Consider the following 19,301-nt stretch of genomic DNA (forward strand, 5'->3'; position numbering starts at 1 on the left):
GGTCCGCAAGGCCGGTCCGCTCTCGAAAAATTCCGTCGAATTCCGGGATTTTCGGCGGCCAGACGATCTTCGACCTAAAATGTCGTAGGTCCCTGAAATGCTTTGGTTATGGCAGGAAATCGGGGAACCCAGCTGATCGGATCGAGCGAGCTTGCGGGCGGCGCGGTCCTGGATGCTGCCGTGCCGGGCGTCCGGGTGCGGGATCTGATCGACGCCGTGAGATCGCTTCGGCCGGGTGCTGAAAGTACTGAACTGATCGAACAGCTGCGCGAACTTGAAGACTTGAAGTCCGCGGCAGCGGCTGCGCAGGCCAGGGTTGCCGTGGCGTTCGGTGCCGCCCAGCGCAAAGCACAGGCAGATCTGGTGGTCCGGCTGTGGAACAGGGACGCGGCGGCGTTTGAGCTCGACGCCGGCTCGGGTTCGTTCGAGATGTTCGAGGGCTAATATCCCCACGCCGGCGGAGCCGATCACTACGTCGTCCATCTGGTGATTATCGACGGCTGCGAGGTTGAGCCGGTGGCGGCGCAAGGAGACCCGGGAACCGGGATCCTTCCCGAACAAACACGGAATATTTCTGCTGATTTCCGGGGTTTTTCGGTGGGCAGGTGTTCTTCGACCTAAAAATGTCAGTGGTCCCTGGGATGCTTTGGGTATGGCCGGAAATCGGGGAACGCAGCTGATCGGACCAGGCGCGCCGTCCGGCGACGCGGGTCCGGATGCCGGTTTCCCGTGGGCCCAAATAGGAGACCTGCTCGGCGCGGTGGCCTCGCTTCGGCCAGGCACCGACAGTACTGACCTGATCAACCAGTTGCGGGCACTGGAGGACTTGAAGTCCGCGGCAGCGGCTGCGCAGGCGAGGATTGCCGTGGCGTTCGGTGCCGCCCAGCGCAGGGCCGACACGGCGGATGGTGTTCCGGCCGACGAACGCGGCCGCGGCGTGGCAGCCCAGGTGGCCTTGGCCCGCAGGGAATCTCCCGCCAAAGGATCCCGGCTCTTCGGGTTCGCGAAGGCGTTGGTGACCGAAATGCCGCGCACGTTAGCCGCCTTGGAATCGGGACGGTTGAACGAGTGGCGGGCGACCCTGCTGGTGAAGGAAACAGCCTGCCTGTCCGCCGAGGACCGCTGCGCGGTGGACGAGGAACTGGCCGCCGACACCGGAACCTTCGACGGCGCCGGAGACAAGGCCATCATCTCCGCCGCCCGGGCCGCGGCCTACCGTCGGGACCCCCGTACGGTCACCCAACGCGCGAGCCACGCCGCCACCGAACGGCACGTGAGCCTGCGCCCGGCCCCGGACACCATGACCTACCTGACCGCCCTGCTACCCGTCGCCCAGGGCGTGGCCGTGCACGCGGCCCTGACCCGGCACGCCGACACCCTCCGCAACGCCGCAGAGGAGACCCGGACCCGGGGGCAGATCATGGCCGACGCCCTGGTCGAACGCACCACCGGCACCCCCGCAGGCATTTGCGGGGTGGAAGTCCAGCTCGTCATGACCGACCGCACCCTCTTCCAAGGCGACGCCGAACCGGCACGGCTCCCCGGCTACGGCATCGTCCCCGCCGGTTGGGCCCGGACACTCCTCAACGGCAGCGGCAACTACAAACGCGGCCAGCCCGCGGTCGGTGGTCCTGGCCAAGGTGCCCAAGACCACGATTTGAGGGTCTGGCTCCGGAGCCTCTTCACCGCCCCCGGAACCGGGGAACTGGTCGGCGTAGACTCACGGGCCCGGCTTTTCCCGGCGGGTTTGCGGCGCTTCATCCAGGCCCGCGACGACACCTGCCGCACCCCCTACTGCGACGCGCCGATCCGCCACTTCGACCACATCATCCCCTGCCACGACGGACCCACCACCCTGGCCAACGGCGCAGGCCTGTGCGAAGCCTGCAACCACACCAAAGAACTCCCCGGCTGGACAGCACAAACCAGGACAGCAACAACCAGCCCCGGGACACGGCACGTCATCGACCTCCGCACCCCCACCGGACACCACTACCGATCAACAGCGCCACCCCTACCAGGCACCGAGCCACCAGGAACCGAGCCACCGGATACCGAGCCACCACATTCCCGGCACCACCGGAGGCGACTTCGCCACCAAGCCAAGGCGCAGAAATACGCCCAGCCCGCCAGACTGCAGGCCGCCTAAGTAAGCTATGCCGGGCCTGGCGCCGTGTCTTTCGGTGCCGTGTCTTTCGGCGCCGCATCCTTCGCAGCCGTATCTTTCGCAGCAAGCGGCAGCGTGATTTTCATGACCGTTCCCCGTGGCCCGCTGCGTTCAACCTCCACAGCGCCGCGGGCTGCCGTGATGATTTCGCGGACCAACGCCAAGCCGATTCCGAAGCTGCGCTGCCCCGGTGCGCCTTCAGGACTGTGTGTCCTCACGAAGCGGTCAAAGATCCGGGTCTGGTCCACTCCCTTGATGCCGGCCCCGGAATCCGCGACGGTGACCACCGCGCGGTTGCCGAGCACCGCCGTCGTAATCCCTACTTCGCCGCCGGCAGGGGTGTGCGCCAGCGCGTTGTCGGCCAGTGCAAGGAGGGCGCGGCGGAAGCCATTACTGTCAATGAGCGCGAAGGGGCGGTCCTTTTCCGTCAGGGTGACGCGGACGTCTTTCTCCCCCGCGAGTTGTTGCAAGCTCTCGACGACGGCGCCCGCCACCTTGGCGAGATCGCTCGGCTCTGCGGGGGCATCCGGAGGCGAGCCAGTGGCTGCAACCAGCAATTCGTTCACGATGCCGGTGAGGGTCGCGGTGTCATTGCGGATGCGGGCGAGTGCTTCCCCGGTTTTGGAGTCCGCGGGGGCATCGCGCTGGGCGAGCTGGACGCGTGCGTCGAGGATGGCAAGGGGTGTGCGCAATTCGTGGCTGGCGTCCTGCACGAACCGTCGCTGCAACGCCAACGCTTCTCCCAGGGGCCTGATGGCACTCCGAGCGCTAAGCCAGCCGATGGCCCCGGCAAGGAGGATCCCTGCAATCCCGGCAACGATCATGGCCTTCAGGAGGTCCTTGGTGTCCAGATACGCATAGACGGAGTCGGATTCGCCGGGTCCAGGCAGCGATGGATGCTGTGCTTGGTTGAAGAAGTAGATCGCTGCGGCCGCCAGCAGGCAAAGAACCAAAACGGCACACGCCGCGCTGATCCGTACCGCTATCTTGAGCGACGCTTTGCGGAGCGTCGCCTGGTCCGGGTTCTCACTCATGGGAATTGTTCTCAGTCATGGGGCTCGCCGATCTGGTATCCGAGGCCGTGGACCGTCCGGATCACCGTTTTGGAGATCTTGCGGCGCAAGTGGTGGACGTAGGTGTCGATCACGCCGGGCTGGTCCGTGGGGTGGAACAAGGCGTTGATGAGGTCTTCACGAGTGAAGACCCGTTCGGGTTCGCCGGCCAAGGTTTCGAGGAGGCCGGCTTCCTTAGCCGTCAGGGTGACGACTGAACCGTATACCGAGCGCATGGAGCGGGCACCGGCGTCGAGCTCCCAATCCCCGATTTCCAGGGTCTGGGGCGGCTGGGCGTATGTCCTGGTGAGGGCACGCAAGCGGGCGGCCAGTTCCATGGCGTCGAACGGCTTGCTCATGTAGTCGTTCGCGCCCGCGTCGAGGCCCCGGATCTTCTCATCGGTGGCGCCGAGCGCCGTCAGGATGAGGATCGGAGTGGCAATCCCTTTGGCACGAATGGCCTTGATCAGTGCGATGCCGTCCATGACCGGCAGCCCCCGGTCAATGACCATCGCATCCCAACCTTGGGTCAACGCGAGGTGGAGCCCGTCGCTCCCATTCACCGCCAAGTGGACGGAGAAGTCCGGCTCCAGGAGTTCGCCGATGAGCGGCCCCAGGGCGGCGTCGTCTTCGACCAGGAGGAGGGACGGCCGCTCAGCTGTTGTCATGCTGTCTATTGTTCCGTCAAACGCCTATTAGTCCTGTGTGTTCCCGTTCGCGGCGCCTACCTTGACCTTGCGCCGCTTTTTGAGGAACTCGACTCCCCACGGAAGGACGGAGACCAAAACCATGATCACGGCGATGGCGTCAATGTTGTTCGCGATGAACGCGTAGTGTCCCAGCCAGGAGCCCAGGAGTGTCACGGAGGTCGCCCAGATGACGGCGCCGGCGATGTTCCATAGGGTGAAGGATTTGTAGTTGTAGCGGGCGATGCCTGCACTCAGCGGCGCGAAAGTCCGCACAATGGGGACAAAGCGGGCCAAGACGATCGCGGGGCCACCACGGCGTTTGAAGAAATCTTCGGCCGTATCCAGGTGGGCGGTCTTCAGGACCCGGGCGTCGTCCTTGAACCAGCGCCGCCCGAACTTGCGACCGAGCATGTAACCGATCTGGTCTCCGGCGATGGCGGCGGCCGATACGACGGCGATCAATACCGGCAATTCAAGCTGCAATTGCTGGTGAAGCAGGCCGGTAGTGAACAGCAACGAGTCACCGGGAAGGAAGGGGAACAGGAGACCGGACTCGATGAAAACGATCAGCGCCACGACGCCAAGCGCCGCCGGGCCCATGCCTTGGAGGAGGCTCGTGGGATCAAGGAACGCGGGCATGGCAGAAAGTACGTGCAAGGGGTCCTCCTCAGGATCCGTGTGCTTGGGTTGCGATGGCTTCCGACGCGGTTGCTTCCGCGCGGGCTTCAGAACCAGCACCAAACGGCAACCGCGCGAAAACCCGCGGTGCGTACCGGTTCCAAAGCCCGGCCAAGACGATCACTGCGGCGCTGGTGGCCAGGAAGGACGCCACAACATCGCTGGGGTAATGGACTCCGATGTAGATCCGGGACCACGCCACCACCACGGCCAGCACGGCCCCGGCCCACGCGGTGATGACTCCCCACCGGGTTCCCCGGACCAGGAAGTACAGGGCGAAGGCGAGCGCTACGGCGAAGGCGGTATGGCCACTGGGAAAGCTGTTGGAACCTGTTTCCGGGGCCAGGGGGTCGAAAAGAAGCGCGGGATTGGGCCGGTGGCGGGCAACGATCAGTTTGAAAGCCTCGCTGGCGACCCAGCCCGAACATGCGAAGAGCACAAACATGACCGCACGGACGAAGGACTTGCGAACCAGGAGAAGGTACAAGCCGATCATCAGGACAATGCAAACTCCCGCTACGGGGGCGAAAAGGAAATTCAGTGCCATGGCCACGGTTGTCAGTGCGCCCACGTGATGCCGGCTGAGTTCCTGGTCAACACCGAATTCGTTGGTGGTCAGGCCCGCTACCGCCTGCACGCTGAAGCCAATGGCCAGTACTGCCGCGGCGAGGACAATGCCCCACAGAAGCCAGTACCTGGGCTGCGGAAGCAACGGCACACTGTGACGGACGACGGCGGAAGCGCGGCCTTCCGTGGAAGTGTTGTGCTTGGGGTGTGATCGCATGGTGTCTCCGGTTCGGGGGTGACGGCCGTGGTGCGGCCTGCTTCCACTCTGGCGCGCCGCACTTAAGAAGCTCTTAAGAACTCCTTGTCACCGCCCTTCCCCTTGACCCGCACGTGGCTGGGCCGCAGAGTTTAGGGACCGACTATCCGCCACATCGAAGGGTCTGGAATGTCCGAATTTGCGATCTCGAAAGACGGTACCCGCATCGGCTACGACCAACACGGCGAGGGGCCTGCCGTGATCCTGGTCGGCGGTGCGATGCAATTCAGGGGCTTCGACGCCAACACCGTGGAAATGGCCAAGCTCCTGGCCGACAAGGGATACACGGTGCTGAACTACGATCGGCGCGGCCGCGGGGAAAGCGCGCAGGCCCCGTCATTCACCCTGAAGGACAACCTCGACGATCTCGCCACGCTGATCGACATTGCGGGGGGCCAGGCTGCGCTCTTCGGGAGCTCTTCCGGTGGCTCGATTTCCCTGGCCGCCGCGGCAGCAGGCCTACCCGTCACGAAGCTCGCGCTCTGGGAGACTCCTCTGAGCGAAGAACTAGGCACCGGCGGGGCTGAATTCTTCGCCGGGCTCCAGGAACGGGTCGCCTCCGGCGACAAGGCCGGCACCATCGAGTACTACATGAAGGACATGCCGCCGGAGTGGCTGGCCGGCGCCAAGAACAGTCCTGGATGGCCCATCATGATCGGATTGGGCCCAAGCCTTTTGGCCGACGCCGAATCCCTCGCGTGGTCCCAGTCCGGGCCTCGCGCCGAATTGTGGTCCCGCATCACCCAGCCCACCCTCGCGATCGTCGGCGAGCAAACCATTCCGATCATGCCGAAGGCGGCCGACTCCATCGTGGCCAACATCCCGAGTGCCCGCAAGGCCACCATTCCAGGCGCCAACCACGGCTGGGAACCTAGCGTCATGGCCGACGCCTTGGCCGAGTTCCTCGCCGAGTAATACAGCCCGCTTCCGCCATGGACCTGGCCGCGGTCGCCGTCGAGCTCTACACGCTGGTTCCCTCGGCCTTCACGGCAGCCCGCACGGCGCGCGCCAAGGAAGCCAAGTTCGCGGGGGACGCCGAACTGGCGAAACACATCGCCCAGTTGCCCAAGCCTTCGACGGCGGCGTGGGCCGTCAACATGCTTGTCCGGCACGGCACCAAGGAATTCGCGAGTGTCCTGGAGCTTGGGGCATCGCTCGGGAAGGCACAGGAGCAGCAGGATCACGACCGCCTCCGCACGCTCGGCCAACAGCGCCCGCGCGTCCTGGGCGCCGCCGTCGAGCAGGCCCGGGCAGTGGCGGAAGGCCTCGGCGTCAAGGTCAGTGGCGCTGCCGCCATGGAGATCGAGGCAACGTTGAGGGCCGCCATGACAGATCCCGGCGCTGCCGCGGCGCTCCGCAGCGGGCAGCTGGTGCGTTCGCTCGCCACGAACGGATTGGAACCCGTGGATCTCGCGGGCGCGGTGGCGATTGCGGGCGGGCTTCCCACGGTGGGCCCCGGCAAAGAAGAGCCCGACGACGGCGGCCGGGCAGGCTCCCAGCTCGCGCGCGCCGACTCGGAGCGCGAACGCGAGAAGGCACAAACCGCACTCGCGGAAGCAGAGCGCAATGCGGACAAGGCCGACCAGGAACTCGCCCAGGCCGAGCGCGAAAAGTCGGAGGCCGTGCGCCGGAGCGAACAACTCGCCGTCGACGTCAAAGCCGCCAAGGACAAGCTGGCTGCATTGCAACAGGAGCTTGCCGCCACGGAGTGGGCGATCACCCTGGCCGAGCGGAACCGCAAGCTGGCAGCCCGGCAAGCCGAGCGGGAGCGTCGGACAGCGGAGACGGCGCGGGCCCGGCTGGCGGGGCTCTTGTAAGCGGATGCGCGTCACGCACAGCAAGCTTTTGGCACATTGGGCTCGCAAGAAGCCCGCAAATCCGGGGCGTGAGTGACCGGAGAACCGCAAAAAGGTGCCGCGCGTGACGCAGAACCCGTCTGCGCTTGGCTTTTCGCAACGTCCGGTATACCGGACAATCCGAGGCGTATTCTAGGACAATGTACAGTCACTCCGTGCGGCCCAAGGCGCCGGCGGCGGCCCAGGTGCTGGCGGTTCTTAGGTACGTCGCCGGCCAGGCCGGACCGGTCAGCGCATCCATCATTGCGCGCGATGTTGGACTGCCTCGGTCCACCACCTATCAACTCATTACTTCATTGATCGACGACGGCTTCCTGGTCCACCTTCCCGAGGAGCGCAAGTATGCCTTGGGGGTGACCGCCCATGAGTTGGGGACGGGGTATTCGCGGCAGGCTCCGATTCAGCGGATCGCCAGGTTCCCCCTGTCCCGGCTCGTCGCCCGGACCCGCCGGACTGCGCACCTTGCCGTGATGCACGGGCGCGACGTCGTCTACGTGATCGAGGAGCGGGCCCCGCGGCAAAGCCCCTTGGTCACTGATACCGGAGTCCGCCTTCCCGCCCACCTCACAGCGAGCGGCCGGGCGATGATGGCCCAAATGGACCCCGCCCAGGTGGCCGCGCTTTTCCCAGGGCCGGAGGCCTTCGCGGAGCGCCACAGCAACGGCCCGCAATCCTTGCCGGCACTGCAGGATCTCTTGGCACGGGCACGGTCTCTCGGATACGCCTGGGAGCAGGACGAGGTCACGGCGGGATTTTCCTCAGTGGCCGTCGCCGTCCTCGACCGGCAACGCTATCCCGTGGCCAGCGTGACGTTGACAGTGTCGAACCGGGCGTTTCCCGGTGGGAGCACGAGGCACAGGGCAAAGGACGCCGAGACGCCAGAGGAACGGGCGGTCCGCATCGAAGACGTCGCCCGGGAGTGGATTCCGGAAGTGACCCGGTGCGCCAGGGAGATCTCCCGCAGGCTAGGCACCCAAGCCTGATCCCGACGTCGGGACGCTCGCTCACCTCACGTGAGCGAGCGTCCGCCGAAAACACCCCAAAAGTGAGCGAGCGTCGGAGGGAGCAGGGCACAACCCAAACGCTCGCTCACATATGCGGCCAAAAGCCGGAACGCTCGCTCACCTCACGTGAGCGAGCGTCCGCCGAAAACACCCCAAAGATGAGCGAGCGTCCGAGGGGGGCAGGGCACAACCCAAACGCCCGCTCACATATACGGCCAAAAGCCGGAACGCCCACTCACCTCACGTGAGCGAGCGTCCGCCAAAAACACCCCAAAAGTGAGCGAGCGTCCGAGGGGGCAGGGCACAACCCAAACGCCCGCTCACATATACGGCCAAAAGCCGGAACGCCCGCTCACCTCACGTGAGCGAGCGTCCGCCGAAAACACCCCAAAAGTGAGCGAGCGTCGAAGGGGGCAGGGCTAGACTGACGCGGCGTTCTGCACGGAACCGGCTAGCGGAGCTGCTGTCTCGGAGCCGGGTTCCGTCGGGTAGACCATCTCGGCCGGAGCGTTGGAGTTCCTCTTGGCCAGCGGGTAGAACACGATTGCCGCGACCACGAGGCCTACGAGCCAGGAGATGTCGGCCCCGCCGAGAAGATCGGTCATCGGGCCGGTGTAGAGGGTCTGGGCGAGGAACGGGATCTGCACGACGATACCGATCGCGTAACTGAGCAGCGCGGTCTTGTTCCAACGCCCGTAGCGCCCGTTCAGGTCGTAGAGGGCCGGAATGTCCACCTTCTCCTTGGAAACCAGGTAGTAGTCCACCAGGTTTATCGAGCTCCACGGGATGAAGACCATCAGGAGGAGAAGCACGAAGTTCTTGAAGTTGGCGATGAAATCCGGGGAAGCAAGGACCGCGATGAGCACCGAGAGTCCGATAAAGCCGATCACGTAGGCGAACCGGGTCCATGAAGCGACCGCGGACTTGCGGGTGAACGCCGTGACCGAGGTGAGCATGGTCATGTAGCCGCCGTAAGCGTTCAGCGTGTTGACGGTAAGTTTTCCGGTCACGATCACCAAGTAGATGACGACCGCGATCAGTCCGCCGCCACTCAGGTTCCCGAGGAAAGCGACCTGGCCGTCCAGGAACCGTGCGCCCTTGGGCAATGCGAGGGCGGCGAAGAGCGCTCCCAGGGTCATGGACCACTGTGAACCAATCACGGTGCCTAGGTACGCCGACATGAAGGTCCTTCGTGCCGGAGTTTTGGAAGGCAGGTACCGGGAGTAGTCGGCCACGTACGGGCCGTAGGTCAGCTGCCATCCGGCGCCAAGCGAGATGGCGAGCAGGAAGGTGGGGAACTCGAAACCGCCTGCGCCCAGGAGTGCGCCGACATCCTGGCTGGTCAACAACCTGATGCCCAGGTACGTGAAGCCGAGGACACCCACGACAGTCGCGATGCGGCCCAACATGTGGATGTACTTGTAGCCCAAGGTCGCCACGACGATGGTCAGCACCCCGAAGACGACCATGCCCACCGCCGGTGTGTCCGTGTGGAGGATGAGGCTGATTGCTTGTCCTGAGAGGACAGTGCCGGTCGCTGCGAAGCCGAGGTACATCACGACCACGAGCACCAAGGGAATCACCGCCCCGAAGATCCCGAACTGCGCCCGGCTGGAAATCATCTGCGGCAAGCCGAGCTTCGGCCCCTGGGCCGCATGGAGCGCCATGACCGCGCCGCCCAAGAGGTTTCCGACCAGGAGGCCGATGATGGCCCAGAGCGCGTCGGCGCCGAACAGTACGGCCAAGGCGCCGTCGACAATGGCCGTGATCTGCATGTTCGCCCCGAACCAGAGCGTGAACTGCTGGCCCGGCGAACCATGGCGTTCATTTTCCGGGACAAAGTCGATGGAACGACGCTCAACGCGTGGCCCGCCCGATCCCGCTTTTCCTGTGGCCTGCATGCCTCATCCTCACTTTGACAACCGAAGTCCGATGTCCCCAACTGAGAATCAATCAGAGCACGCCAAGTGATACCGATCACGGAAAGGCGTCCAGGATTAGTCCGAGATCCCGGACGATATGGCAAGAGCCGTCAATTAACCCATTTTGCGGCCGTCGCCGCCGGCCAGGCCCATGAACATCGTCTTGTGCAAGACGTCCACGTGCCGCCGCGATACCTCCACGGCACCGCGATCGTCCCCGGCCCGCAGGGCGTTCACGAGCGCGATGTGGTCGCGGTTGGATTCGTGGAGGAACTCGATCGGGTACGGGATGAAGTATGCGTAGAGTTCCGCCAACGCCTCGTTGTAGACGTCTACCGCCGCCCCCAGGCCCGACGACGCCGCGACCAGCCTGTGAAACCGCTCGTCGGCCTGGTGATACTCGGACCAATTGCTTGATCCGGCCATTTCGTGGGTAAGCCGTTCCAGGTCGTCAAGTTGAGCCGCAGTGGCATTGACTGCGGCGAAGTGGGTGACCGCGCATTCGAACAGCAGCCGGCGGTCCACCAGCCGGTTCACGGCAAGGGATTCGGCGGGTGAGGCAGCGAGCTGCTCAAGCACTTTCCGCGGCGGCTCATCAGCCACAAAGGTTCCGCCACCGCGTCCCCGACGGCGGACGACGACACCCTGGTCAGCCAGACTGGCCAAGGCCCTCCGCGCGGTGATCGGACTGACCGACAGGCCCAGCGCGACGTCTTGCTGGTCGGGCAGCCTCTCCCCCGGCTGAAGCAGCCCCAAGGATATGGCCATGCCGATCCGCAACCGCACGGCGTCGATGGCACTCCGGCGGTCGATTCCGAGCAAAGGGGCAGCATCGATGGGAGAGTCGCCGGTGGCGTCCTCGAGCTGACGGGTCATATCCGCTACTTTACGGGGCAAAATCCATCTTCCTTTTATTTGATCATTATGATCTAATATGAGGCGAGTCACAACGACAACGTGGAGAAACCAGTGCAACGCATCCTTCCCCTCATCGCCGCCCAAGCGGCACCCCGACTGATCGGCGAGCCGATCCAGGCCTTCGCGGACGAGGTCGCGGCCGCCGTCGCGATCCAACCGCAAAGCAAGCTCGTGGTCTTCCCGGAACTGCACCTTTTCGGGGACTCCAACCCGGACCTGCAGCGCACGGAAGTGCTGCAGGACTCGGCCGAGCCGCTGGACGGTCCCCGCGTCAACGAGCTGCGGCAGCTCGCCGCGGACCTGGGGATCTGGCTGGTTCCGGGCAGCGTCTGCGAGCGCGGACCCGAGGGGCAATTGTTCAACACCCAGTTGGTCCTTTCCCCGGAAGGCGACCTTGCCGGGTACTACCGCAAGATTTTCCCTTGGCGCCCCTTCGAGCCCTACGACCCCGGCGACCGGTTCACGACCGTCGACCTGGAAGGGATCGGCCGGGTGGGCCTGAACATTTGCTACGACGCCTGGTTCCCCGAGGTGACCCGCCAGCTGGCGTGGATGGGTGCCGAAGTCATCCTCAACGTCGTCAAAACCACGACGCCGGACCGCAAGCAAGAACTCGTCCTCGCCAAGGCGAACGCGATTGTGAACCAAGTCTTCATGGTCAGCGTCAATTGCGCGGGCCCCACCGGCAAGGGCCTCAGCCTGATCGTCGACCCCGAGGGAAACACGATCGCCGAGGCCGACGACGACCGTCCCACCCTTCTCGCCGCGGAACTGGACCTCTCCGCCGTCGAGCATGTCCGCACGCACGGGACCGAAAACCTCAACCGTCCCTGGTCCCAATTCCGCCCCGGCGAGCCGCCCATTGACCTGCCCGTCTACCAAGGCCGCATCGACCCGACCACGTGGACCCCGCGGTCCCCCAACTCCTAAGGAACCACCGGTGACAACGCAACCGAGCCTTACGCGCGCCCTCAAACTGCCCTCGCTGGTCCTGTTCGGCCTGGCTTACCTGACCCCGCTCATCGTGCTGGCGATCTTCGGCGTGATCGCCGAAACCACCGGCGGAGCATCCCCGTCGGCATATCTGGTGGCCATGGTCGCAATGCTCTTCACGGCACAGAGCTACGGCCGCATGGCGGTTGCCTATCCGGTGGCCGGCTCCGCGTACACCTACATCAGGCGCTCCATCGATTCCCGGATCGGCTTCCTGGCCGGTTGGGCCGTCCTGCTGGACTACCTGTTCCTCCCCATGGTCATCTGGCTCATCGGAGGCTCCTACCTCACGGCGCAGTTCCCGGACATCCCCATCGGGGTCTGGATTGTCGCGTTCATCGCGATCACCACGCTGCTCAACGTGGTTGGCGTCAAGGTGGCTGACAAGGCCAACTACCTGCTGATGGCATTTCAGCTTCTGGTGATCGTCCTTTTCGTCGCCTTGTCGCTTGGAACCTTGGTGTCGACTTCCGGCGCGAGCGCCCTGGTCAGCACCGCTCCGTTCTTCAACGACACATCGAGCTTCGACAAGATCACGGCCGGCGCCGCCATCGCCGCGTACTCGTTCCTCGGCTTCGATGCCGTGTCCACCCTCACCGAGGAGACCATCGAACCGAAGAAAACCGTGCCGAAGGCGATCATGCTCGTGGCACTCATCGGCGGCGCGATCTTCGTCGTCGTGTCCTACACGACCCAGCTGATCCATCCCGGCGGGGTGTTCGACGATTCGGCGTCGGCGGCGTCTGACATTGCCCTGAAAATCGGCGGGCAGTTCTTCGGCGCCGTTTTCCTGGCCGGCCTCGTGGTGTCCCAGTTTGCCTCCGGACTCGCGGCACAGGCCAGTGCCTCACGCCTGCTCTACGCCATGGGCCGGGACTCGGTCCTGCCGAAGAAGGTCTTCGGGGCGCTGAACAAGTCCTTCCACACGCCGGTATTCAACCTGGTCATCACCGGCGCGGTGGGACTCATCGCCATGTTCCTGGATGTAGCCACCTCGACGTCGTTCATCAACTTCGGCGCCTTCACCGCCTTCACCCTCGTCAACGTCTCTGTCATTGCCTACTACCTCCGCCAACGACGCTCGGGGCAGCGGCTGAGCGTATTGTTCTACGTGGTCATGCCGGCGGTGGGAGCCATCATCGACGGGTTCCTGCTCTCCCAGCTCGATTCGAATGCCATCACGCTGGGCCTGATCTGGCTCTGCGTCGGCGTCGTGGTGCTGGGCATCATCACCAAGGGGTTCCGGAAGGCGCCGCCGGAGATGGTGATGGAGGAAAAAGAACCCGCCCTGGTGTGAAGACTGGTCACAGAATTTCCCGGGTCACAGCACATAGGGAGAAATGAGGAGTGCGTGCGCATCACCCTGGCCCAGATCGATTCCGGCACGGACGTCAGCCGTAACCTCGACCTCATCGCGGATTACTGCGCACGGGCAGCCAACGAGGGCTCTGAACTCGTGGTGTTCCCGGAGTACTCGACGTACGAGAAAAGCCGGGTGGACCGGAGCTTCGTGGACATGGCCGAACCCCTTGACGGCCCGGTGGCCGCACGACTCTGCGCGACGGCGGCACGTGACGGTATCGCCGTCGTCGCCGGCCTCCTGGAAGCCACCGGTGAACCGGAAGCCTCTGGTGAGCGGGAAGCGGCCGGTGAGCCGGACCGGGCGTTCAACACCTTGGTGGCCATCGGTCCGGACGGTTCCCGCCTTGCCAGCTACCGGAAGATCCATCTGTTCGACTGCCAAGGCTTCCGCGAGTCGGACTACATCAAACCGGCGCCGGAGCCCGTGCCCGTCACTTTTTCCTGCGGCGGCATGACCTTCGGATTGATGACCTGCTACGACCTCCGCTTCCCCGAGTTGGCCCGCATCCTCGCCGACGCCGGCGCCGAGGTGCTGCTCGTCTGTTCCTCCTGGGTTCCCGGCACGGCCAAGACCGAGCAATGGGCAACCCTGGCCAAAGCCCGGGCCATCGAGAACGGGGTGTATGTGGCGGCGGTCTCCCAGACTCCTCCGGTGTCCATCGGCCACAGCATGCTCATTGATCCGCTGGGCACTGTCCTGCATAGCCTCGGCACGGAGCCGGCCTTCGCGACGCTGGACCTTTCACCCGATGCCGTCCGAGCAGCGCGGGACCAGTTCCCTACGTGGCGGCACCACCGGCTCCCCTAGTAATCCCGCGACCTCTTCTAGGCCGCCCCACTCTGTGCTAAACCAAAGTCAAGATGCACCGATGCTCCGAAGGAGAAACGCGATGAGCACTACAACGGACAAAGGATCGGGCCGAGGGCTGGAGGTCCGCTCGATCGATTATGTTCCCTTGAACGAGCGGCACGGCAAGGTCTCCCACATCGGACCGCTGTGGTTCGTCAGCAACGCCCAGATCGCCACCCTGGCGGTGGGGTTGATCAGCATCACCACCGGCGGCAACCTGATCTGGTCCCTGCTCGCGATCGCCATCGGGGTGCTTGTCGGCACGCTGTTCATGGCGGCGCACTCTTCGCAGGGCCCGCAGCTCGGCTTGCCGCAGATGATCCAGTCCCGGCCCCAATTCGGGTATATCGGTGCCCTGCTGGTTTGGCTCTTCGCCTATCTTCAGTACGCGGGCTTCAACATCTTCAACACCATCCTGGCCGGCCAAGCAATCTCGGAGTCGGTGAACTTCGGTTCCCAAAACCTCTGGTTCTGGGTGGTCACCATTGTGGCGGTCGTCATCGCCCTGTTCGGCTACGACCTCATCCACGCCTTTGAGCGCTACCTGACCTACCTGACCATCGTCATGCTGGCGTTGCTCACCATTGCAGCCGTGAAACTGGCCATACCCGCGGGCGCATACAACCTGGCCGACTTCCACTTGGTGCCGTTCCTGGGCCAGCTGGGGGTCGCCGCCGGCTACCAGATCTCCTGGGCCATCTACGTCTCGGACTACTCCCGCTACCTTCCGCCGTCCAGCGGGCGGGGCACTTTCCGGTGGACGTTCTGGGGTAGCGCCCTCGGCGGTATCTGGGTGATGTTCCTGGGCGCCTACATCGGCGCGGCAGCCGGGGAAAACTTCGAAACCATCGGCTCGATCAAATCCGCCGCCGACCAGCTCTTCGGCGGATTCGGTGGCATCGCCTTGTTCGTCGCCGCCCTGGGCCTGCTGTCCGTGACTGCCTTGAACATGTACGGCGGCTCGCTGACCCTGATTTCGTCCATCGACAGCGTGCGGCAGATCCGGCCGACGCTGCGGATCCGGATCATTACTATCTCCATCACCGCCCTGATTTCCGTGGTCCTGGCGAACCTTGCCTCCGCCGATTTCCTCGCCAACTTCAACGACTTCCTGCTGTTGGTGCTCTACTTCTTCATCCCGTGGACTGCCGTCAACCTGACCGACTACTTCATCGTCCGCAAGGGCCACTATGCCATCGCAGAGATCTTCAAGCCCGACGGGATCTACGGACGCTGGGGCTGGCCCGGGATCATCTCCTACCTGGTCGGCTTTGTGGTGATGATCCCCTTCTTCTCTGCCGGCAAGCTCTTCGTGGGATTCATAGCCCACGCCCTTGACGGCGCCGATATCTCGCTGTTCATCGGACTCCCCGTCTCTGCCGGGCTGTATTGGCTGATGACGCGGCGCATCGACGTCGAGGCAGAGACCCGCCTGGCCAAGGCGGAAGCTGACGAGGTGGAGGCAGCAGCGCACGAACACCTGCTGCCGTAACGCGGCCCGACAGGGTCAGGCGGTACAGACTCAGGCGGTTGCGATGACCGTCGACGTCGCCAAAACGTTGCCCGACTTGTCCAAAGCCTCGACGGCGGCCCTCGGCGCGGCGGCCACCGCCGTCGACGTTTCAAAGCCGCGACGCGGAACCGTCACTGCTTCGGACATTGGACCGGAGCCGCTTCCGGTCAGGAACCTCCACTTGGCGACCTCGGTTGCGCCATTCCAGCTCGTGTAGAGCTGCATCGTGGACCCATTGCCCGGAACCGCGGCCAGGTCGGGGACGGTGTCCGGCCGGCCCGTCCACAGCGAGCGGTAGGTGCGGTAGGAGGCGTCGCCCAGCCCGGTCGCCTCGAATACCGCTTTTCCGTCGGGAGTGAATTCGGTGGCGGCCGGATCGGCGCCCCAGCCCACCAGGACATGCCCGTTATCGAGGAACTGCAGGTTGCCTTCGGCGTCGCCCCGGTGGCCGCCCCTGCTGAACTCCTGCTTCACGACGGCGGTGCGCGCCTTTTCGTCGACGGCGAGGAGCAGCCCGCGCGACGTTCCGGTGGTGCCTTGGTTGTAGTGGTTGTCGAACATGCTGATGATGCCGTTGGGCCGGCGCCGAACATCATGTTGCCAAGCGAAGACCGATTCAGGGGTCATCGAGAAGTCACTGCGCTTCCCGCCCAGACGCCAACGGATCTTCCCGTCGGAACGGCCGATCAAATAGGCGGTGTGCGTGTGGCGGGACGAAACCAGGAGTGCGTCCCCGCTCTCGTCCACGGAATTGAGGTGGAACGGATCGAACGCTTTCGTGGCGTCGGAACCGTCGGCCTTGGGGTTGTCGGACGGGCGCAAATAGGACTCAGCCAGGTCGATATGGTCCGAGGCCGTCCAATCGAAGAGGACCTTGCCGGAACGGATGCCGACTTCCTGGACATGGCAATCAAACATGTAGCCCTGCGCGGGACCGCCCACCGACGTCAGGTCATGCCGGACGGTTGGGTAGGAGATCATCAGTGCCGTCCCGGCGGGGGTGATGGTGAACTCGTGCAGATCCGCCTGCAGCCCGTTGCCCGTGTTGACCTCGGCCACGGTGCGGTAGTGGACGTCCTTAACGACGCCTTTCCCCGCGCCGTGTCCGCCGGTTCCGATTCCGGTCCAATAAGTCAGCACCGGCTGGCCTTCAAAGGCTTGCACGCGAAGGTCGGTCACGCCGGAGCCGGTCGGTTCCATCCATATCGGTTCCCCGTGGTTGTCCATGATCAGCCCGTTCGAGCCATGGCCCATCGGACCCACGAACAGCAGGCCGGCGCCGGTGGGCCCCGTGGCCCAGCTGGCAACGCGGGCAGACGTCAAAGCAGTCGACACGAAGCTACGAATCGCCGGAGGGGAAGCCGTGCTGCCCGCCGACGGCGTGGGTGACGCTGCCGGCGTCGGTGTCGCAGCGCTGACCGGGGCCGTTCCGCCCGGCAACACGCCCGTCCTCGCGATGCCGAGTCCGGCGACTATCCCCGCGCCTGCCATCCCCGCCCCGGTGAGGAATCCACGCCGGCTGACCCTGAAACGGGACCCGCGGTTTTCCCGCGAGTCTGCCCGATCGCCGCTCCCAGACTCCGTATTCTGCTCCATCCCCTCAGGATAGAACTCGAATACATCACGGGAACCGGACAGAAGCTGCAAGTTTGCTGTAAGCGCGCGGAGCGGGACCTCGGTGTGTGGTGCGGACTGTCACGGCGTCACGCTGAGCAGGTTTTTGTTTCCTCTCATCCACCGCGAGCCCGGAATTCCGGGGTTTCAGCGGAGTCGCGGTGCCAAAAACTTGCCTCACGTGACGCGCGTGGAAGCGGACTATTGGCTGATGCGGGCGTGCGCGGCTTGGTAGTCCTCGTCGCTCACGGGTTCAAGCCACGTGGCGCTCATTCCGTTATCGTGCTCCACCAAGGCCAAATGGCACATCATGTTGTCGCGTGTTCCGCCGTGCCAGTGTTCCTCGCCGGGCGGAGTGTGGACCGTGTCGCCTGCCCGCATGAGGATCACGCCGCCGTCGCGGGTAGCAACGAAACCGACACCGTCTGTGCAATGCAGGGTCTGGCCAAGGGGGTGGGAATGCCAGTTGGTGCGGGCGCCGGGGGTAAAGCGGACCATCGCCGCCACGAGACGCGATGGCGCCTCGCCGTTGTGGAGAGGGTTGAGATAGACGTCTCCCGTGAACCTCTCAGTCGGGGCTTTGGCCGTGGGGGTTGGGGGTACGAGTTTCATCGTGGTTCCTTTCGAGGACCGTGAAGCGTGGACTGATTCTAGGAAACCAGTCTCGGCGTCCGCGTGGGAGTGCCTGTTAAAACGGGTACTGCCAGTGCTTGCTTCAGTGGCCTTGGGCTTCTTGGACGATGATGGCAATTTTGCCCCGCACTTTACCGGCGTCGAAATAGCGCATGGCATCCGGAACCTGCTCCAGCGGATAGCTGCGGTCGATAGTCGGAGTGAGGGTTCCGGCGTCGAGCAGGCCGGCAAGGTATTCGAGGTCCGCAACGCCTTGCGTCCCCATGACCATCGTCAGCCGCTGGCCGATGAACGGGGAAAGCGCCAAGGCCCGGAATTGCCTGTCGAGACTGCCCGTCCAGGAGCCGCCTTCTTCACCGCCGGTGATAACGGCCGTGCCGGTGGGGGTGAGTGCCCTGCGTAGGCGTGCCAGCGTGGGATTACCGGCGATATCCAGGATGAGGTCGTAGTGTTCAGTGCCGTCGGCGAAGTCCTGCGTGGTGTAGTCGAGGACGCGATCGGCGCCGAGCGAGCGCACAAGGTCCATTTTGGCGGTACTGCAAACGCCGGTGACCTCGGCCCCGGCTGCCTTGGCGAGCTGAACAGCGTAACTGCCCACTCCACCCGAAGCTCCAAGGACCAGCACCTTCCGTCCCGGCGTCGTCGGGCCTGCAGCGCGAAGGGCCTGCAGCGCAGTGCACGCGGAAACCGGGACCACCGAGGCCTGTTCGAAACTGATGTTCGCCGGCTTGAGCGCGAGCTGGCTTTCGCGCGCCGTCGCGTACTCGGCGAAAGGGCCCTTCCCGACGCCGAACACCTCGTCTCCGACGGCGAACCGGGTCACTGCCGCTCCGACCGCCGCGACCGTGCCGGCCAGGTCCAGCCCGGGGACCGGGTTCTTGGGTGCCCGGATGCCGAAGGCCAGGCGCACCGCATAGGGCAGGCCCCGGGTTAGGTGCCACGTGCCCCGATCCAGGCCTGCAGCATGGACCCGGACCAGCACCTCGTTCGCGGCAATGGTCGGTTGAGGGATCCGCGCCATATGCAGGACATCGGCAGAGCCGTAAGCCTCCTGGACGATGGCCCGCATCGTGACAGAGACATGCGGCTGCGCCGCAGGCGAGCCGCCCGACGAGCCGCCCGACATCGGAGTCTCCGCAGCATGCTGAGCAGAGGTCATGGCCGTTCCTTTCGAGACATTGGGGGTGCGCAGCTGACTTTTCGTACGCTGTACTAAAAAGATTATCG

Annotated in this window: 18 protein-coding genes; 9 read left to right on the plus strand and 9 right to left on the minus strand. The window is 64.7% G+C overall.

Annotation, left to right across the window (positions count from 1 at the left end; all coding sequences use genetic code 11):
- Positions 1-108: 108 nt before the first annotated feature.
- Together ACSBOX_RS17055 and ACSBOX_RS17060 are read left to right on the plus strand one after the other, a co-directional pair.
- A complete protein-coding gene (locus tag ACSBOX_RS17055) occupies positions 109-444 on the plus strand; it encodes a hypothetical protein (protein WP_442543511.1) in 336 nt (111 codons plus the stop codon).
- Positions 445-652: 208 nt separating this feature from the next.
- Positions 653-2,149 carry a DUF222 domain-containing protein gene (locus tag ACSBOX_RS17060; RefSeq protein WP_442543512.1) on the plus strand — a complete coding sequence of 499 codons (1,497 nt, stop codon included), beginning with the start codon at positions 653-655 and terminating at the stop codon, positions 2,147-2,149.
- A gap of 5 nt (positions 2,150-2,154) precedes the next feature.
- On the opposite strand, the gene ACSBOX_RS17065 is transcribed toward ACSBOX_RS17060, so the two are convergent.
- The 4 genes from ACSBOX_RS17065 to ACSBOX_RS17080 are packed head-to-tail and all read right to left on the minus strand — an operon-like array spanning position 2,155 to position 5,370.
- Positions 2,155-3,201: a sensor histidine kinase gene (locus tag ACSBOX_RS17065; RefSeq protein WP_442543513.1), complete on the minus strand. Its 1,047-nt coding sequence runs from the start codon at positions 3,199-3,201 to the stop codon at positions 2,155-2,157.
- Between the two features lie 11 nt (positions 3,202-3,212).
- A complete protein-coding gene (locus ACSBOX_RS17070; protein ID WP_442543514.1) occupies positions 3,213-3,887 on the minus strand; it encodes a response regulator transcription factor in 675 nt (224 codons plus the stop codon).
- Positions 3,888-3,914: 27 nt separating this feature from the next.
- Positions 3,915-4,547, minus strand: a complete 633-nt coding sequence (locus ACSBOX_RS17075) for a DedA family protein (protein WP_442546056.1) — start codon at positions 4,545-4,547, stop codon at positions 3,915-3,917.
- A 28-nt stretch (positions 4,548-4,575) separates the two neighbouring features.
- Positions 4,576-5,370, minus strand: coding sequence for a phosphatase PAP2 family protein (locus ACSBOX_RS17080; protein WP_442543515.1), 795 nt, complete (start codon positions 5,368-5,370; stop codon positions 4,576-4,578).
- 168 nt (positions 5,371-5,538) lie between these two features.
- Here ACSBOX_RS17080 and ACSBOX_RS17085 point away from each other — a divergent pair, with 168 nt between their 5' ends.
- From ACSBOX_RS17085 to ACSBOX_RS17095, 3 genes are all read left to right on the plus strand, one after another.
- Positions 5,539-6,324, plus strand: a complete 786-nt coding sequence (locus ACSBOX_RS17085; protein ID WP_442543516.1) for an alpha/beta fold hydrolase — start codon at positions 5,539-5,541, stop codon at positions 6,322-6,324.
- A gap of 17 nt (positions 6,325-6,341) precedes the next feature.
- A complete protein-coding gene (locus ACSBOX_RS17090) occupies positions 6,342-7,226 on the plus strand; it encodes a hypothetical protein (RefSeq protein WP_442543517.1) in 885 nt (294 codons plus the stop codon).
- Between the two features lie 179 nt (positions 7,227-7,405).
- The gene (locus ACSBOX_RS17095; protein WP_442543518.1) at positions 7,406-8,248 is read left to right on the plus strand and encodes an IclR family transcriptional regulator; all 843 of its coding nucleotides are present in this window, start codon (positions 7,406-7,408) and stop codon (positions 8,246-8,248) included.
- Positions 8,249-8,688: 440 nt separating this feature from the next.
- Here the strand turns inward: ACSBOX_RS17095 and ACSBOX_RS17100 are convergent, their stop codons facing one another.
- A complete protein-coding gene (locus ACSBOX_RS17100; RefSeq protein ID WP_442543519.1) occupies positions 8,689-10,170 on the minus strand; it encodes a purine-cytosine permease family protein in 1,482 nt (493 codons plus the stop codon).
- Positions 10,171-10,305: 135 nt separating this feature from the next.
- A complete protein-coding gene (locus ACSBOX_RS17105; RefSeq protein WP_442543520.1) occupies positions 10,306-11,067 on the minus strand; it encodes a FadR/GntR family transcriptional regulator in 762 nt (253 codons plus the stop codon).
- A gap of 93 nt (positions 11,068-11,160) precedes the next feature.
- On the opposite strand from ACSBOX_RS17105, the gene ACSBOX_RS17110 reads away from it, so the two are divergent.
- From ACSBOX_RS17110 to ACSBOX_RS17125, 4 genes are all read left to right on the plus strand, one after another.
- The gene (locus ACSBOX_RS17110; protein WP_442543521.1) at positions 11,161-12,039 is read left to right on the plus strand and encodes a carbon-nitrogen hydrolase family protein; all 879 of its coding nucleotides are present in this window, start codon (positions 11,161-11,163) and stop codon (positions 12,037-12,039) included.
- 10 nt (positions 12,040-12,049) lie between these two features.
- Positions 12,050-13,399, plus strand: a complete 1,350-nt coding sequence (locus ACSBOX_RS17115) for an APC family permease (RefSeq protein WP_442543522.1) — start codon at positions 12,050-12,052, stop codon at positions 13,397-13,399.
- Positions 13,400-13,453: 54 nt separating this feature from the next.
- Entirely contained in the window at positions 13,454-14,272 is an 819-nt protein-coding gene (locus ACSBOX_RS17120) for a carbon-nitrogen hydrolase family protein (RefSeq protein ID WP_442543523.1), read from the plus strand.
- Positions 14,273-14,354: 82 nt separating this feature from the next.
- Complete coding sequence (locus ACSBOX_RS17125) at positions 14,355-15,806, plus strand: purine-cytosine permease family protein (protein WP_442543524.1); 1,452 nt, start codon at positions 14,355-14,357, stop codon at positions 15,804-15,806.
- A 30-nt stretch (positions 15,807-15,836) separates the two neighbouring features.
- On the opposite strand, the gene ACSBOX_RS17130 is transcribed toward ACSBOX_RS17125, so the two are convergent.
- The 3 genes from ACSBOX_RS17130 to ACSBOX_RS17140 all read right to left on the minus strand — a co-directional run bounded on the left by ACSBOX_RS17130 (position 15,837) and on the right by ACSBOX_RS17140 (position 19,233).
- On the minus strand, positions 15,837-17,423 hold the full coding sequence (locus tag ACSBOX_RS17130) for an arylsulfotransferase family protein (protein WP_442543525.1): 1,587 nt from the start codon (positions 17,421-17,423) through the stop codon (positions 15,837-15,839).
- A 219-nt stretch (positions 17,424-17,642) separates the two neighbouring features.
- Positions 17,643-18,053 (minus strand): (R)-mandelonitrile lyase, encoded by a 411-nt coding sequence (locus ACSBOX_RS17135; RefSeq protein WP_442543526.1) that lies wholly within the window; start codon positions 18,051-18,053, stop codon positions 17,643-17,645.
- 103 nt (positions 18,054-18,156) lie between these two features.
- Positions 18,157-19,233: an NAD(P)-dependent alcohol dehydrogenase gene (locus ACSBOX_RS17140; protein ID WP_442543527.1), complete on the minus strand. Its 1,077-nt coding sequence runs from the start codon at positions 19,231-19,233 to the stop codon at positions 18,157-18,159.
- Positions 19,234-19,301 lie beyond the last annotated feature (68 nt).

The organism is Arthrobacter sp. KN11-1C (genome assembly GCF_052180225.1).
In the GTDB taxonomy this organism is placed as follows: Bacteria; Actinomycetota; Actinomycetes; order Actinomycetales; family Micrococcaceae; genus Arthrobacter.